This window comes from Mesorhizobium sp. M0491 (assembly GCF_040321265.1).
Taxonomy (GTDB): Bacteria; Pseudomonadota; Alphaproteobacteria; order Rhizobiales; family Rhizobiaceae; genus Mesorhizobium.
In genome coordinates this window covers 1-13,719 of the sequence record NZ_JAMYRE010000046.1, presented here as the reverse complement: position 1 = coordinate 13,719, position 13,719 = coordinate 1, and the positions used below count along the sequence as shown (strand labels likewise).

The following is a 13,719-nucleotide window of genomic DNA, read 5'->3' as shown; positions in this document are numbered from 1 at the left end:
CGCGGGAATCGGTGACGTTGAACATCACCAGCCTGCCATGACCGCCCTCTCTCAGCGAATTTGCAGAACTCTCAGCACACTACCACTTCCGTCGGCGCCGACCTGGGCTAGTCGCCTGACTTTTCGGCGCCAAAGAAGAATAAAAGGCACGCGACAGCGTTCCCTCCCCCTTGTCGGGAGGGTTAGGGTGGGGGTCCTTCTTCGCAAGAGTCCATATGCGATACCCTCCCCACAAGCGGGAGGTAGAGGCCTGAGCTCAAACCCGCTAAAACAGCGCCTTCAGCTCCGCCAATTTGTCATTCACCAGCCAGCCATAGTAATTCTCTTCCGGCAGCTTTTCCGGCTCGCCGGCGGCGCGGCGCCTGTCGTTCTCCGCCTTCAGCGCGTCGGCGCGCTGCTCCGGATTGCCGACATTGTAGAGCGTGGCGGTCAGCCCGGGATTGCCCGAAATGTCGAAGCCGGCAATGCTTTTGTAGGCATCGATCGATTTCCTGATCGTCGCGGCGACGTAAGGCAGCGTCAGGTCGGGATCCATGATGGTCTTGTAGACCGAATTGGGATCGCCGACGTCGAGCCTGGGCAGGCCCGAAACCTTGTGCACCAGATCGCTCATCTGCAGGGCGGTCAGCGGATTGAGCTGACCCAGGCCGAAGGTCTGGCCGGCATAATAGGGCTGGAAGAAGGTGGCGCCGAAACGGTCGTCGGGAAAGTTCGTCCCGCCGACGCTCTTGCCGCGAAACGAACGGTTCCACACCTGTTCGCGGCATTCCCACAGATCGTAGCTGTCGGACATCCCTGCGCATTTCTTGAATTCCGGCCGCTGCACGAAATCGGTGATGTCCTCGCCGTCATAGGCGAAGGACAGCTTGCTGGAGAGATAGGAGATCGCCTTGACGTAGTAGGTCTGCAGCCGGTCATAGGCATCGACATTGTAGGTATGCTCGCCGACGATGGCGCCGACGATGTGCAAGGGATCGATGCCGTAGGTGGCTGCTGCCTTCTTGATCTTGCCGCGCAATTCGGCGTCGTTCTGCAGCAGGGCGTAGACCTTGCGGTACTTCGCCTGGAAGCTGGTGTTGGTCGCTTGCGTGCGCCGGCTGGAGGCGCCCGGAATGTCGGGCTGCACGGCATTGCGATTTCCCGGCGGCACCAATGTCGCTGCCTCGGCAGCGAACAGCGTCGCCGCCAGCGTCAAGCCGAGAATGACCAGGATCAGTTTTTTCATGCACCCGCCGCCCAAGCAATTCCAGGAAAGTGTGAAACGGTTTCCCGGAATTGCGTCAAACCAAGAGATCGAGAATTGCCGCGCAAACTAGGTAAAGCTCTTGGTCGAGTCGAGAGCGCCCCTTCACCCGGCACTACGAAAGCTGGCCAGATGATACCATCTGGCCACACATGATTTTGCTGGCCGGAAAATGTTGCCTGGACCGGCGCCGGAACGTTCCGGCGCCGTCGTTCAAAGGATGAACCGCGACAGGTCGGTATTCCTGGAGAGATCGCCGACATGCTTTTCCACATAGGCGGCGTCGATGGTGACGCTGGTCCCGTTGCGGTCGGGCGCGTCGTAGGAGATTTCGTCCAGCACCCGCTCCATCACTGTCTGCAGTCTTCTTGCGCCGATGTTCTCGACGCTCGCGTTGAGGTCGACGGCAATGCCGGCCAGCGAATCGATTGCGTCGTCGGTGAAGGTCAGGTCGACGCCCTCGGTCTTCATCAGCGCGATATACTGCTTGATCAGGCTGGCCTCTGTCTCGGTCAGGATACGGACGAAATCGTCCTTCTCCAGCGCCCGCAATTCGACCCGGATCGGCAGGCGGCCCTGCAATTCCGGCAACAGGTCTGACGGCTTGGACACGTGGAACGCACCCGAGGCGATGAACAGGATGTGGTCGGTCTTCAGCGGTCCGTATTTGGTCGCCACCGTGGTGCCTTCGATCAGCGGCAGCAGGTCGCGCTGCACGCCTTCGCGGGAAACGCCGGCGCCCATGCCGCCTTCACGCGACGCGATCTTGTCGATCTCGTCGAGGAAGACGATGCCGTCATTCTCCGTCGCATCGAGCGCCCGGCGCACCACCTCGTCCTGGTCGAGCAGCTTGTCGGACTCGTCGTTGACCAGCAGATCGTAGGACTCCTTGACCGTCGTCTTGCGCATCTTGGTCTTCTTGCCGCCCATCGCCTTCGACAGCATGTCGTTGATGTTCAGCACGCCGATATTGGCGCCCGGCATACCGGGGATTTCGAAGCCGGGCATGCCGCCAGCGCCGGTGTCGGCGACCTCGACCTCGACCTCCTTGTCGTCGAGTTCGCCGTCGCGCAGCTTCTTGCGGAAACTATCGCGGGTGGCCGGGCTCGCCGTCTTGCCGACCAATGCTTCCAGTACGCGTTCCTCGGCGTTGACGTGGGCGCGCGCCTTGACGTCCTCGCGCATCTTCTCGCGCACCAGGCCGATGGCGATCTCGACCAGATCACGGATGATCTGTTCGACATCGCGGCCGACATAGCCGACCTCGGTGAACTTGGTCGCCTCGACCTTGACGAAAGGCGCACCGGCGAGCCGCGCCAGGCGGCGCGAGATTTCCGTCTTGCCGACGCCGGTCGGCCCGATCATCAGGATGTTCTTCGGCATCACCTCTTCGCGCATCTGGCCTTCCAGCTGCTGGCGGCGCCAGCGGTTGCGCAAGGCGATAGCCACGGCGCGCTTGGCGTCCTTCTGGCCGATGATGAAACGGTCGAGTTCCGAAACGATTTCGCGGGGAGAAAATGTGCTCATATCACTAGATTCCACTTTGCCACTGCTTGATGGCCTCGAACGGATGCAGCAGCATGATCACGTTGAGTGTCAGATTGTCCCGGATGAGATAGCCGGTACCGAGTTCGAAGATGATGGCAAGGCTGACGATCACCCATATAGGTAGCCTTCGCGCCATCACAAATCCCAGCACCATGGCCAGTGTGTCGGACACCGAATTGATGATGCTGTCGCCGTAATAGTCGAGCGAGATGGTGCCGGCGCGGTAGCGCTCGATGATGAACGGGCTGTTTTCGAGCAGCTCCCAGCCGCCTTCGATGAAGACGGCGAACGCCAGCCTCAGTCCGATCGGCGAACGCGGGAACAGGAATTTGGCCAGCGCATAGAACAGGAAGCCGTGGATGATGTGCGAGAACGTATACCAGTCCGAAATGTGCTGGGAATTCTCCGAACTGTTCACCACGCCGTGCCAGAGTTTCACATAGCCGCAGGTGCAGATCGGCGCTCGCCCCATGCCGTAGAGCGCCCCAGCCTGGAAGATGACCAGGGCAAGCACCAGCAGAAGCCCCATCCGCCAGCTGTCTTCATAGGCCGAATAGCTGCTCTCCGTGGCCGGTGTCGTCATCGGTTCATTCCCCCTCGTTTCGCGTCGCCGTGTCGATCATCACAAAGCCTTGTCACGCCTTCAGCGGCGGTAGCCGGCGGATCACGGCAGCCGGCAAGGTGGGTTTGACCACAATCCGCCGGATACGCTGCCAGCCAGCCCCGAACAGAATAATCAGCGCGCCAACAACGACCAGGATCAAGGCAAAAGGCGGGATACCCGTCGAATCGGAGGCGGAATTCACCAGATAGTAGATGCCCAGCGAGCCGAAGTAAGCCAATGTCGGAACCAGAAGCGAACGGCGGTCGATGGCAAGCGCGACATAGAGGAAGCCAAGGATCAGAATCGTCAGCATGATGGTTGCATTGGCATCCGGCGCGATATGTCCGAATACGACGTTCTGGCCGGTTGCCATGATAAACAGCGGATGCACCAGCATGGGCGCCGAGACGACATGCAGCCAGAAAGCGCAATCAGACCAGATCTTGCGTCGATCCCTGTCGTAAATGTCAAAAGCTACACCCGTTGCGAACACGATCAGGCCGCAGATCAGCGGCATGTAAAGTGCCGCGCGGAGCAATTCGGGAACATCCTCAATACGCGGCGGCGCAATCGCACCCGCTGTCACGCTGTCATACAGGATTATCGCCGTTTGCAGGAAGGCAAGCAGTGTAAAGGCGATGGCGATAGCCCCGGCAATGATGGGGACGCGAAAACGCCAGAAATAGATCGCCGCCGCGATTATTCCTCCGCCCAGGAACAGATATCCGGCCTGGGACGCCTTCTGGCGCAACGCCAATAGCTGCCAGATAGTCTCCGGCTTGCGTATGCCGAAGCTGGACTCCACCTGTAGCGCCAGAGCGGCCAGAATGGCGGCCATGAAAATCAGGGCAAGCACGGACGACGATAATTTCATCCGGTGCTGACGCGTGACAATTTCGGCAAGCCCCCAGGCGAAAACCGCGAGGATGCCGGCGATCCAGAATGTCTGGCCTGGAAGCAAGGTGGTGAGGACAAAGAAGAAGCCGGCGCTGAGCAGAACGGTTCCAACGGTGACGAACAGATCGTTGCCGCCGCCGACCAGCCGCAGGTTTTCCTCGTCACCCTCGTCATCGGCGCGCCTGGCCTCGGGGGCGAGAGCGACCGCGCGTTCCATGGCCTCCAACTGATCGCGCAGGGTCTGCGAGATCAAACCTTTCGCGACTGCCTTGTCGAGTGTTTCGGCGCTGATCAATTGGGCTCCTGCGTCGCGTCGCGCGCCATCATCAAGGCAGGCCCGTACTCCGATGTTCTGGTGTCAAAGGCAACAAAGCCAGCCTTTTCATAGGCGCGGATGGCCCTGACATTGGCGGGATCAGGATCGATGATGACGCGCGGCACGCCTTCGTCGAAAAGCTGTTCGACGAACTGGCGCACGATTGCCGAGCCATGGCCGAGCCCGACCAGCTCCGGCCGGCCGATCGACAGGTCGATGCCGAGCGTGCCGAACGGCTGGTCGGCATAGGGATGGCCGTCCTCCAGATGCGGATCATAGGTCTGCAGATAACCGATCGGCTTGCCGTCGAGTTCGATAATCAGCGGCTCGACGGAAATCGAGTCGATGTGCTCGCGGATCTGCGCGATCTCGATCTCGGGATCGTCCCACCACTCGGCGACATGCGGTCCGGCGAGCCAGCCGGCGATCATCGGCAGGTCTTTCTCGGTCACCGGCCGAAAATCATAGCTATCTTCTTGTTGGACCATGATCTCTGGACGAACGGAACCGTTCGTCCGAGAAAACCGGTTTCCACGTTTCGGGATCATGGTCGGCCCGCTCAGCCGACATCGAGCGTTTCGACGACGAAGCTGTTGTTGGTGTAGACGCAGATGTCGGATGCGATCTGCATCGCCTTGCGGGCGATCTCCTCGGCATCCTTGTCGCTGTCCATCAGCGCGCGGGCCGCGGCCAGCGCGTAGTTGCCGCCCGAACCGATGGCCATGACGCCGAATTCGGGCTCGAGCACGTCACCGGTGCCGGTCAGCGCCAGCGAGACCGACTTGTCGGCCACCAGCATCATCGCTTCCAGCCGGCGCAGATAGCGGTCGGTGCGCCAGTCCTTGGCGAGTTCGACGCAGGCGCGCGTCAGTTGGTCGGGATATTGTTCGAGCTTGGCTTCGAGCCGCTCCAGAAGCGTGAAGGCGTCGGCCGTGGCGCCGGCGAAACCGGCGATCACATTGCCACCCTTGCCGATGCGGCGCACCTTTTTGGCGTTGCCCTTCATGATGGTCTGGCCAAGGCTGACCTGGCCATCGCCGGCGATCACCACCTTGTTGCCCTTGCGCACCGTCACGATGGTCGTGGCGTGCATGGTCAGTTCATTGGACATTTCCTGGCTCCGAGCAGCGCCATCCCGATAAGGCGATTGGCGCGGTACGAGTAACTTTGATCGGCCATATGTATGCATGGGGCCGGTGATTGCAAATCGCTCTCTGGCAAGGCCGATACCGCTGTCAGAGGCAACTGGCAATCGCCGGATCATGCTGCTAGAAGGCTTTCGTTTTCAAGCCTGCGAGCGCTTGAAGCCTCTGAGCCGGTCACGATGTGAACCTCTGGGACAAGGATAGAGTGATGCCGCCCCGTTCCGCCGAAGCAAGCCGCAAGACCAAGGAAACCGACATCTCTGTGTCGGTCCATGTCGACGGCTCCGGCAAGTCGGATATCGCCACGGGGGTCGGCTTCTTCGACCATATGCTGGACCAGCTCTCGCGCCATTCCCTGATCGACATGACGGTCAGAGCCAAGGGCGACCTGCATATCGACGATCATCACACGGTCGAGGATACCGGCATCGCGCTCGGCCAGGCGCTGGCCAAGGCACTGGGCGAGCGGCGCGGCATTATGCGTTATGCCTCGATCGACCTTGCCATGGACGAGACGCTGACGCGCGCCGCGATCGACGTGTCCGGCCGTCCCTTCCTGGTCTGGAAGGTTTCCTTCTCATCGCCGAAGATCGGCACCTTCGACACCGAGCTGGTGCGCGAGTTCTTCCAGGCGCTGGCGCAGAATGCCGGCATCACGCTGCATGTCACCAATCACTACGGCGCCAACAACCACCACATCGCCGAGACCTGCTTCAAGGCGGTGGCGCGCGCGCTGCGCGTTGCTCTCGAACGCGATCCGCGCCAGCCGGATGCGGTTCCCTCCACCAAGGGATCGTTGAAGGGATAAGGCCATGGCCACCTATGTCGTGATGGAACCGCCAGGCCGCAGCGAGAAGGCCGATGCAACGGCCTTTGTCCGCGATGGCTTCACCTGGCTGGGTCTGCTCGTGCCGCCGCTATGGTTCGCCTGGCATAGGCTGTGGATCGAGGCAGCGCTTGCCTTCGTCGTCATGGGCCTGCTTTCGATGCTGGGCCAGAAGCTCGGCCTTGGTCTGGCCGGCTCGCTGCTGTCACTGTTGGTTTCGCTCTATGTCGGACTGGAAGGGCAAGGCCTGCGCATCGCGGCACTTCGCCGGCGCGGTTGGCACGAATGGGGCGCGGTCGAAGCCGGTTGGCTCGACGACGCCGACACACGCTATGCGCTGGAAGCGGAAGCGCTTGCCGATGAGGTTGTGCCGGCGCCGCGCATGGTCCCCGATGCTGCCCTGGCGCGGCCAGCGCAGCCGGGCATGGCGCTGGGGCTGACCCACATTCCGGGAAGAAGCTGACATGCGGGTTGCGATCATCGACTACGGCTCGGGCAATTTGCGCTCGGCCACCAAGGCTTTCGAGCGCGCCGCGCTGGAAGCCGGCATATCGGCCGATATCGACCTGACCGCAGATGCCGAGCGGGTGCGCACGGCCGATCGCATTGTCCTGCCCGGCGTCGGCGCCTATGCCGACTGCGCGGCCGGCCTGCAGGCCGTCGAAGGCATGTGGGAAGCCGTCGAAGAGGTCGCGATCGTCAAGGGCCGGCCGTTCCTGGGCATCTGCGTCGGCATGCAGCTGATGTCCGAGCGCGGCCTGGAAAAGACAATCACCAACGGCTTCGGCTGGGTATCAGGTGACGTCAAGGAGATCACGCCGGCCGATCCGACGCTGAAGATCCCGCAGATCGGCTGGAACACGATCGAGCTCAAGCGCCAGCATCCGCTGTTTGCCGGCATACCGACTGGCGCAAGCGGGCTGCATGCCTATTTCGTGCATTCCTACCATCTCGATGCGGGCAAGGCGGAAGAGGTTCTGGCGGTCGCCGACTATGGCGGCCCGGTGACGGCGGCCGTCGCCCGCGACAATCTCGTCGGCACGCAGTTTCACCCGGAAAAGAGCCAGGCGCTGGGCTTGGCGCTGATCACCAATTTCCTGCGCTGGAGGCCCTAGAGCATGATCCCGAAAAGTGGACCCCGGTTTTCGGAAAAGATCATGCTCAAGCAAAGGGAAAACCGATGAGCAAGAAGGGCTACTGGATGGCGATGGTCGAGGTGACCAATCCGGAAAACTATCCGCTATACATTGCCGCCAACAAAGCGGCTTTCGACAAATATGGCGCAAAATTCCTGACCCGCGGCGGTCAGTCGTCGAGCCCGGAAGGGCCGTCGGGCAATCGCCATGTCATCATCGAGTTCGAGAGCTATGCGGTCGCACTCGCCTGCTTCCATTCGCCCGAATACCAGGCGGCGCTGAAGTTCCGACGCCTCTATTCGACGTCGCATTTCGCCATTGTGGAAGGCGCCTGAACGGATGATCCTTTTCCCGGCGATAGACCTCAAGGACGGCCAGTGCGTGCGCCTCAGGCACGGCGACATGGCGACCGCGACCATCTACAACGACGATCCTGCCGCTCAGGCGCGAGCCTTCGAGCAACAGGGCTTCGAATGGCTGCATGTCGTCGACCTCAACGGCGCCTTCCAGGGCCAGAGCGTCAACAGTGCGGCGGTCGGCGCCATCCTCAAGGCAACGAAGAACCCGGTGCAGCTCGGCGGGGGCATCCGCACGCTGGCGCAGATCGAGGATTGGCTCGATCGCGGGCTGGCCCGCGTCATCCTCGGCACGGTGGCGGTGCGCGATCCCGACCTGGTCAAGCAGGCCTGCAAGGCGTTTCCGGGCAAGGTCGCGGTCGGCATCGACGCCAAGGGCGGCAAGGTCGCCGTCGAGGGCTGGGCCGAGGCGTCGAGCCTCGGCGTCGTCGAACTGGCCAGGAAATTCGAGGGCGCCGGCGTCGCCGCCATCATCTACACCGACATCGACCGCGACGGCGTTTTGACCGGCATCAATTGGGACGCCACCATCGACCTCGCAGAGGCCGTGTCGATCCCGGTCATCGCGTCGGGCGGCCTCGCATCGATCGCCGACATCGTGCGCATGACCATGCCCGATGCGCAAAAGCTCGAAGGCGCGATCTCCGGGCGCGCGCTCTATGACGGTCGCATTGATCCGGCCGAGGCGCTGGCGATCCTGCAGGGCCGGCCAGCGGCGGAGCCGCGGACGTGAAAATTTCCATCATCCTGGCCTCCTATGACAGCGGCCATTACCATGGCGGCATGGGCCAAGGTCCGGACGCGCTGGTCTCGGGCGGGCTCGTCGAAGCCTTGACGATGGCCGGTCACGACGTCGCGGTCGGGGACATCGGCAAGGTCGGAGACGATCAGGAGCGCGAGATCGCCACTGGCTTTGCCGTCTGCAACGCGGTTGCGACCGAGGTTCGCCTTGCCCGTGACGCCGGTCGGTTTCCCATCGTCCTTGCGGGAAACTGCCTGACCAGCGCCGGCGCGGTCGCCGGCGAAGACGCCGATGCGATCATCTGGGCCGACCAGCATGGCGACCTGAACACGCCCGAGACATCCACATATGGCTTTCTCGACGGCATGGCGCTGGCGACGGTGCTTGGCCTGTGCTGGCGGCCGATGGCGTCGGCCATTCCCGGCTTCAGGCCGATCGATCCGTCGCGTTGCGTGCTCGTCAACGCGCGCGATCTCGATCCGGCGGAAAGACAGCTTCTCGAGACCTTGCCGATCGTGCGGACGGAATGCTCCGGGGTGGCCCAGGCGGCCGAAAGACTGAAGATCGCCGGCGCCAGACGCGTGCACATGCATCTCGATATGGACGTGCATGATCCCCGGGAGCTGCAGGCCAACCGCTATATCACTTCGGGCGGCCCGAGCCCGGAACAGCTGCGCGACGCCACTTGCGCCATGGCGCTGGCGGTGCCGGTCGTCGGCATCACCGTCTCCGCCTACGACCCGGCCTTCGACGCCCAGGCCGATGTTCCGCCGCTGGTTGGCCAGTTGCTGAACGATCTCATCGCCACGATAGAGGGCCGCTGATGCTGAAAGCCCGTGTCATCCCCTGTCTCGACGTCAAGAACGGCCGTGTCGTCAAGGGCGTCAACTTCGTCGATCTCGTCGACGCCGGCGATCCGGTCGAGGCGGCCAAGGCCTATGACGCGGCCGGCGCCGACGAACTCTGCTTCCTCGACATCACCGCTTCGTCGGACAATCGCGAAACCATCTTCGACGTCATCGCACGCACCGCCGAACAATGTTTCATGCCGCTGACCGTCGGGGGCGGCGTGCGCCAGGTCGCCGATATCAGGAAGCTGCTCTTGGCCGGCGCCGACAAGGTGTCGATCAACACGGCCGCGGTGAAGAACCCGGATTTTGTTGCCGAGGCCGCCGACAAGTTCGGCAACCAGTGCATCGTCGTCGCCATCGACGCCAAGAAGGTGTCGAGCACCAGTGAGACCGACCGCTGGGAGATCTTCACCCATGGCGGCCGCGAAAAGACCGGCATCGATGCGGTCGAGTTCGCCCGGAAAATGGTCGATCGCGGCGCCGGCGAGATCCTGCTGACCTCGATGGATCGGGACGGCACCAAGGCCGGCTACGACATCGCGCTGACCCGCGCGATATCAGACGCCGTGCGCGCGCCGGTGATCGCTTCCGGCGGTGTCGGCACGCTCGACCACATGGTCGAAGGCATTCGCGACGGCCATGCCGGCGCGGTTCTGGCGGCGTCGATCTTCCATTTCGGCACCTACACGATAGCGCAGGCCAAGGCACATATGGCCGCCGCGGGGCTGCCGATGCGGCTGGACTCTGTGAATAATCGGCCCTAAAGCATGATCCCGAAAAGTGGGAACCGGTTTTCGGAAAAGATCACGCTTAAACAAGCAGATAGATGACGCCATGGCTGAGTTTTCGCTTTCCGATCTGGAAAAAATCGTTGGGGAACGCGCCCATTCCGGCGACCCGGACTCGTGGACGGCAAAACTGTTCGCGCGCGGCATCGACAAGGCGGCGCAGAAGCTCGGCGAGGAGGCGGTCGAGACGGTGATTGCCGCCGTCAAGGGCGACAAACCGGCCATCGTTTCGGAAAGTGCCGATCTTATATATCATTGGCTCGTCGTTCTCGGCCTCTCCGGGGTTCCGCTGAGCGACGTGCTTAGGGAACTCGAAGGCCGCACCCGGCGTTCGGGCATCGCCGAGAAGGCATCACGGCCCAAGGGCTGACCGCGAGGAGGGCAGGTATCTCGATGGATCAGCTCGCGCCAACCGAGAAATATTCCCCCTTTCGTTTCTTCTCCGCCGATCAATGGTCGCAATTCCGTGCCGACACGCCGCTGACGCTGAGCGCGGACGAATTCCGCCGCCTGCGCTCGCTCAACGATCCGGTCGATCTCGAAGAGGTCACGCGCATCTATCTGTCGCTGTCGCGGCTTTTGTCCGCGCATGTCGAAGCGAGCCAGCTGCTGTTTCGGCAACGCCAGGCCTTCTTCAACGCGGTCGACGTGGTCAAGACGCCCTTCATCATCGGCATCGCCGGTTCGGTCGCCGTCGGCAAATCGACCACCGCACGCGTGCTGAAGGAACTGCTGGCGCGCTGGCCGTCGAGCCCCAAGGTCGATCTCATCACCACCGACGGCTTCCTGCTGCCCAACGAGGTCCTGCGCCGCGAGAACCTGATGGAGCGCAAGGGGTTCCCCGACAGCTACGATGTGGGCGCGCTGCTGCGCTTCCTGTCGGGCATCAAGTCGGCGCTGCCCGATGTCCGCGCGCCTGTCTATTCGCACCTGACCTATGACGTCATTCCTGGCGAGTTCGTCACCATCGACCGGCCCGACATATTGATCTTCGAAGGCATCAATGTCCTGCAGCCCGGCAAGCTGCCGCAGGACGGCAAGATCGTCCCTTTCCTGTCGGACTTCTTCGACTTCGCCATCTACATCGATGCCGACGAAAAGCTGATCCACAACTGGTACATTTCCCGCTTCATGCGGCTGCGTGAGACCGCCTTCCGCAACCCGGACTCCTTCTTTCACCGCTATTCGCAGCTGTCGGAGGGTTCGGCGCGCGCCATCGCCGAAGGCCTGTGGACCAACATCAATTTGAAGAATCTGCGCGAGAACATTCTGCCGACGCGAGCGCGCGCCGACCTCATCCTGCGCAAGGGCGCCGACCACCTGATCGAGGAAGTGGCGCTCAGGAAGCTGTGACGGCCGGCTCCGTCACCCGTCGTAATGTCAGATTGATCCGCCCACCGTTTTTCAGCAGTGCCGAGGTCGAGGGATAGATCCGATCGACGCCGTGAAAGCACAGCCGCCCCTCGCCGCCGAGCACCACGACGTCACCGCTTTGCAGCCTGAACGACCGGGTCGCCCCGTCACGCGTCGTCTGGCCGACCCTGAACAGGCAATCGTCGCCCAGTGAGACGGAGACGACCGGCGCCGAAAAATCAGCCTCGTCGCGGTCCTGATGCAGCCCCATTTTTGCATCCGGCGTGTAGAAATTGATCAGGCACGCTTCCGGTGGATTGGGATAGCCCGATACCTGCCGCCACAGCTCGAGCAGCGCCTCCGGGATTGGCGGCCATGGTGAGCCTGTCGCGGGATGCGTCGGCTGGTAGCGGTAGCCCTGTTCCTTGTCGGTGACCCAGCCGAGCGGGCCGCAATTGGTCATGCGCACGCTCATCTCCTTACCGGTGCGCGGCATGGCAGGCACGAACAGCGGCGCTTGCTGCACGATGCTTCGCACCTCATCGACCAGCGTCTCCTGGACACTGCGTGACAGGTAAGCCGGCATGTGGCGGACACCTTTGGGCAGAACGAGCACGGATTCGGTCACCTCCCGGATGGTTCGGAACCGTAAAATGTCACGATCAAATGAAAACGGCGACCCGAAAGCCGCCGTTCTAACTCTTTGTTTGGCACAATTCCGGACGGAAAACCGTTTCACACTTTTCCTGGAATTGCTTTTCGCAAATTGGCATCGCCTTGATCAGGCGAGATCTGGGATGCGCAGCACCTGGCCCGGATAGATCTTGTCGGGATGGGTCAGCATCGGCTTGTTGGCCTCGAATATGACCGTGTTCTTGACGCCTTGGCCCTTGCCGTAGCTTTTCTCGGCGATCTTCCAGAGATTGTCGCCCTTCTTCACCGTGTAAAAGGTGGGCTCCTTGGCCGGGGCGGCGGCCGTGCCAGACGCTGGCGCGACCTGCAATTCGTCCGCCTGCACCTTGGAGACGCCGAGCGTGTTGCCGACGGCGATGACTGCCTTTTCGAAGATCGATTGATCCTTGACCACGCCCTTCAGCACCGCCGTGTCACCCTTGACGACGACCTCGACGCCATCGGTGCCGAGTTTGTGCGAATCGAGCTCCTTCTTGAGCGTGTCGGCCGTGGGTGCGGCTTCGTCGTCGCCGCCGATGCCCAGTTTCTTGCCGACGCTCTTGACGAAATCGAACATGCCCATCCTTGGGTCTCCCTTGCTAATGGCAATGGTTGAACCTTGCATCTGCGGCCCAAAATGGGAAGTCGTTTTGTGCGCGTGATTGGTGTGGTGCTTAATCGTTCTCCACCCGGCCGCGCAGCTTCTTGATCGTGCCGCGCCCGGCCTTGCTCTTCAGCCGCCGCTCCACGGCGCCCTTCGATGGCCGTGTCTTCTTGCGCGGCGGCGGTGGCGGTTCGGCGGCCTTGGCGACCAATGCCGTCAGCCGTGCCCGCGCATCCGCCCGGTTCTGTTCCTGGGTGCGGAAGCGGCCTGCCTCGATGACGATGACACCGTCCTTGGTGGCACGCTGGCCGGCAAGTTTGATCGTCCGCTCGCGCACGCGCTCCGACAGACCCGTTGCGTTGGCCGCGTCGAAGCGCAGCTGCACCGCCGTCGCCACCTTGTTGACGTTCTGGCCGCCGGGGCCGGACGAGCGGATGAAATCCTCGTGCAGGTCGCCCGGATGGATAACCGCATCGCCTGATATGATGATGTTGTCGTCGCTCGCCATGCCGCAGTCATGGCGCGGCGGATCGAAAAAGAAAAGGCCCGATCGAATGAACTGACCCCATAAAGTTGGACGGTTCATTGAGTTGGTAGGTTTAAGGGCTGGTTCCTGTATTGCACAGGGGCCAGCCCTT

18 protein-coding genes are annotated in these 13,719 nt (G+C 62.3%); 9 read left to right on the top strand and 9 right to left on the bottom strand.

Annotated features, from left to right (window positions below; all coding sequences use genetic code 11):
• Nucleotides 1-265: 265 nt before the first annotated feature.
• The 6 genes from NKI69_RS33035 to hslV form a co-directional block, all read right to left on the bottom strand.
• Nucleotides 266-1,225 carry a DUF1402 family protein gene (locus NKI69_RS33035; protein ID WP_352723407.1) on the bottom strand — a complete coding sequence of 320 codons (960 nt, stop codon included), beginning with the start codon at nt 1,223-1,225 and terminating at the stop codon, nt 266-268.
• A gap of 231 nt (nt 1,226-1,456) precedes the next feature.
• Nucleotides 1,457-2,770 carry an ATP-dependent protease ATPase subunit HslU gene (gene hslU, locus NKI69_RS33030; protein WP_352723405.1) on the bottom strand — a complete coding sequence of 438 codons (1,314 nt, stop codon included), beginning with the start codon at nt 2,768-2,770 and terminating at the stop codon, nt 1,457-1,459.
• Nucleotides 2,771-2,774: 4 nt separating this feature from the next.
• Nucleotides 2,775-3,374: a DUF2585 domain-containing protein gene (locus NKI69_RS33025; RefSeq protein ID WP_023810647.1), complete on the bottom strand. Its 600-nt coding sequence runs from the start codon at nt 3,372-3,374 to the stop codon at nt 2,775-2,777.
• Nucleotides 3,375-3,426: 52 nt separating this feature from the next.
• The gene (locus NKI69_RS33020; RefSeq protein ID WP_352723403.1) at nt 3,427-4,587 is read right to left on the bottom strand and encodes a hypothetical protein; all 1,161 of its coding nucleotides are present in this window, start codon (nt 4,585-4,587) and stop codon (nt 3,427-3,429) included.
• Complete coding sequence (locus NKI69_RS33015) at nt 4,584-5,096, bottom strand: GNAT family N-acetyltransferase (protein WP_352723401.1); 513 nt, start codon at nt 5,094-5,096, stop codon at nt 4,584-4,586. Before NKI69_RS33015 ends, NKI69_RS33020 begins: the two co-directional genes overlap by 4 nt.
• Nucleotides 5,097-5,167: 71 nt before the next feature.
• Nucleotides 5,168-5,719, bottom strand: coding sequence for an ATP-dependent protease subunit HslV (hslV, locus tag NKI69_RS33010; protein WP_023810644.1), 552 nt, complete (start codon nt 5,717-5,719; stop codon nt 5,168-5,170).
• Between the two features lie 242 nt (nt 5,720-5,961).
• Here hslV and hisB point away from each other — a divergent pair, with 242 nt between their 5' ends.
• The 9 genes from hisB to coaA all read left to right on the top strand — a co-directional run bounded on the left by hisB (nt 5,962) and on the right by coaA (nt 11,805).
• A complete protein-coding gene (gene hisB, locus NKI69_RS33005) occupies nt 5,962-6,561 on the top strand; it encodes an imidazoleglycerol-phosphate dehydratase HisB (protein ID WP_352723399.1) in 600 nt (199 codons plus the stop codon).
• A gap of 4 nt (nt 6,562-6,565) precedes the next feature.
• Nucleotides 6,566-7,042 (top strand): DUF2628 domain-containing protein, encoded by a 477-nt coding sequence (locus NKI69_RS33000; protein ID WP_027039976.1) that lies wholly within the window; start codon nt 6,566-6,568, stop codon nt 7,040-7,042.
• A gap of 1 nt (nt 7,043) precedes the next feature.
• Nucleotides 7,044-7,694, top strand: a complete 651-nt coding sequence (hisH, locus tag NKI69_RS32995; RefSeq protein ID WP_352723397.1) for an imidazole glycerol phosphate synthase subunit HisH — start codon at nt 7,044-7,046, stop codon at nt 7,692-7,694.
• 65 nt (nt 7,695-7,759) lie between these two features.
• Nucleotides 7,760-8,050 (top strand): DUF1330 domain-containing protein, encoded by a 291-nt coding sequence (locus tag NKI69_RS32990; RefSeq protein ID WP_352723396.1) that lies wholly within the window; start codon nt 7,760-7,762, stop codon nt 8,048-8,050.
• 4 nt (nt 8,051-8,054) lie between these two features.
• A complete protein-coding gene (gene hisA / locus NKI69_RS32985) occupies nt 8,055-8,804 on the top strand; it encodes a 1-(5-phosphoribosyl)-5-[(5-phosphoribosylamino)methylideneamino]imidazole-4-carboxamide isomerase (protein WP_352723395.1) in 750 nt (249 codons plus the stop codon).
• Entirely contained in the window at nt 8,801-9,637 is an 837-nt protein-coding gene (locus NKI69_RS32980; protein WP_352723394.1) for an arginase family protein, read from the top strand. The genes hisA and NKI69_RS32980 overlap by 4 nt, the downstream gene beginning before the upstream one ends.
• Entirely contained in the window at nt 9,634-10,428 is a 795-nt protein-coding gene (gene hisF / locus NKI69_RS32975; protein ID WP_023810638.1) for an imidazole glycerol phosphate synthase subunit HisF, read from the top strand. Before NKI69_RS32980 ends, hisF begins: the two co-directional genes overlap by 4 nt.
• Nucleotides 10,429-10,498: 70 nt before the next feature.
• On the top strand, nt 10,499-10,822 hold the full coding sequence (locus tag NKI69_RS32970; RefSeq protein WP_128302728.1) for a phosphoribosyl-ATP diphosphatase: 324 nt from the start codon (nt 10,499-10,501) through the stop codon (nt 10,820-10,822).
• 23 nt (nt 10,823-10,845) lie between these two features.
• Nucleotides 10,846-11,805, top strand: a complete 960-nt coding sequence (coaA, locus tag NKI69_RS32965; protein WP_027039969.1) for a type I pantothenate kinase — start codon at nt 10,846-10,848, stop codon at nt 11,803-11,805.
• Here the strand turns inward: coaA and NKI69_RS32960 are convergent.
• From NKI69_RS32960 to arfB, 3 genes are all read right to left on the bottom strand, one after another.
• On the bottom strand, nt 11,792-12,421 hold the full coding sequence (locus tag NKI69_RS32960; RefSeq protein ID WP_352723393.1) for an alpha-ketoglutarate-dependent dioxygenase AlkB family protein: 630 nt from the start codon (nt 12,419-12,421) through the stop codon (nt 11,792-11,794). The genes coaA and NKI69_RS32960 overlap by 14 nt on opposite strands.
• A gap of 165 nt (nt 12,422-12,586) precedes the next feature.
• Nucleotides 12,587-13,060 (bottom strand): peptidoglycan-binding protein LysM, encoded by a 474-nt coding sequence (gene lysM / locus NKI69_RS32955; RefSeq protein WP_352723392.1) that lies wholly within the window; start codon nt 13,058-13,060, stop codon nt 12,587-12,589.
• Nucleotides 13,061-13,151: 91 nt separating this feature from the next.
• Nucleotides 13,152-13,589, bottom strand: coding sequence for an alternative ribosome rescue aminoacyl-tRNA hydrolase ArfB (gene arfB / locus NKI69_RS32950; protein WP_023810634.1), 438 nt, complete (start codon nt 13,587-13,589; stop codon nt 13,152-13,154).
• Between the last annotated feature and the right edge of the window lie 130 nt (nt 13,590-13,719).

Excerpts from the sequence above, each read along its gene's own strand:
- hisH (WP_352723397.1), top strand. The coding sequence starts at position 7,044 with ATGCGGGTTGCGATCATCGACTACGGCTCGGGCAATTTGCGCTCGGCC.
- hslU (WP_352723405.1), bottom strand. The coding sequence starts at position 2,770 with ATGAGCACATTTTCTCCCCGCGAAATCGTTTCGGAACTCGACCGTTTC.
- hslV (WP_023810644.1), bottom strand. The coding sequence starts at position 5,719 with ATGTCCAATGAACTGACCATGCACGCCACGACCATCGTGACGGTGCGC.
- NKI69_RS33015 (WP_352723401.1), bottom strand. The coding sequence starts at position 5,096 with ATGGTCCAACAAGAAGATAGCTATGATTTTCGGCCGGTGACCGAGAAA.
- NKI69_RS33035 (WP_352723407.1), bottom strand. The coding sequence starts at position 1,225 with ATGAAAAAACTGATCCTGGTCATTCTCGGCTTGACGCTGGCGGCGACG.
- lysM (WP_352723392.1), bottom strand. The coding sequence starts at position 13,060 with ATGGGCATGTTCGATTTCGTCAAGAGCGTCGGCAAGAAACTGGGCATC.
- arfB (WP_023810634.1), bottom strand. The coding sequence starts at position 13,589 with ATGGCGAGCGACGACAACATCATCATATCAGGCGATGCGGTTATCCAT.
- coaA (WP_027039969.1), top strand. The coding sequence starts at position 10,846 with ATGGATCAGCTCGCGCCAACCGAGAAATATTCCCCCTTTCGTTTCTTC.
- NKI69_RS32970 (WP_128302728.1), top strand. The coding sequence starts at position 10,499 with ATGGCTGAGTTTTCGCTTTCCGATCTGGAAAAAATCGTTGGGGAACGC.
- NKI69_RS32990 (WP_352723396.1), top strand. The coding sequence starts at position 7,760 with ATGAGCAAGAAGGGCTACTGGATGGCGATGGTCGAGGTGACCAATCCG.
- NKI69_RS33000 (WP_027039976.1), top strand. The coding sequence starts at position 6,566 with ATGGCCACCTATGTCGTGATGGAACCGCCAGGCCGCAGCGAGAAGGCC.
- hisA (WP_352723395.1), top strand. The coding sequence starts at position 8,055 with ATGATCCTTTTCCCGGCGATAGACCTCAAGGACGGCCAGTGCGTGCGC.
- NKI69_RS33025 (WP_023810647.1), bottom strand. The coding sequence starts at position 3,374 with ATGACGACACCGGCCACGGAGAGCAGCTATTCGGCCTATGAAGACAGC.
- hisB (WP_352723399.1), top strand. The coding sequence starts at position 5,962 with ATGCCGCCCCGTTCCGCCGAAGCAAGCCGCAAGACCAAGGAAACCGAC.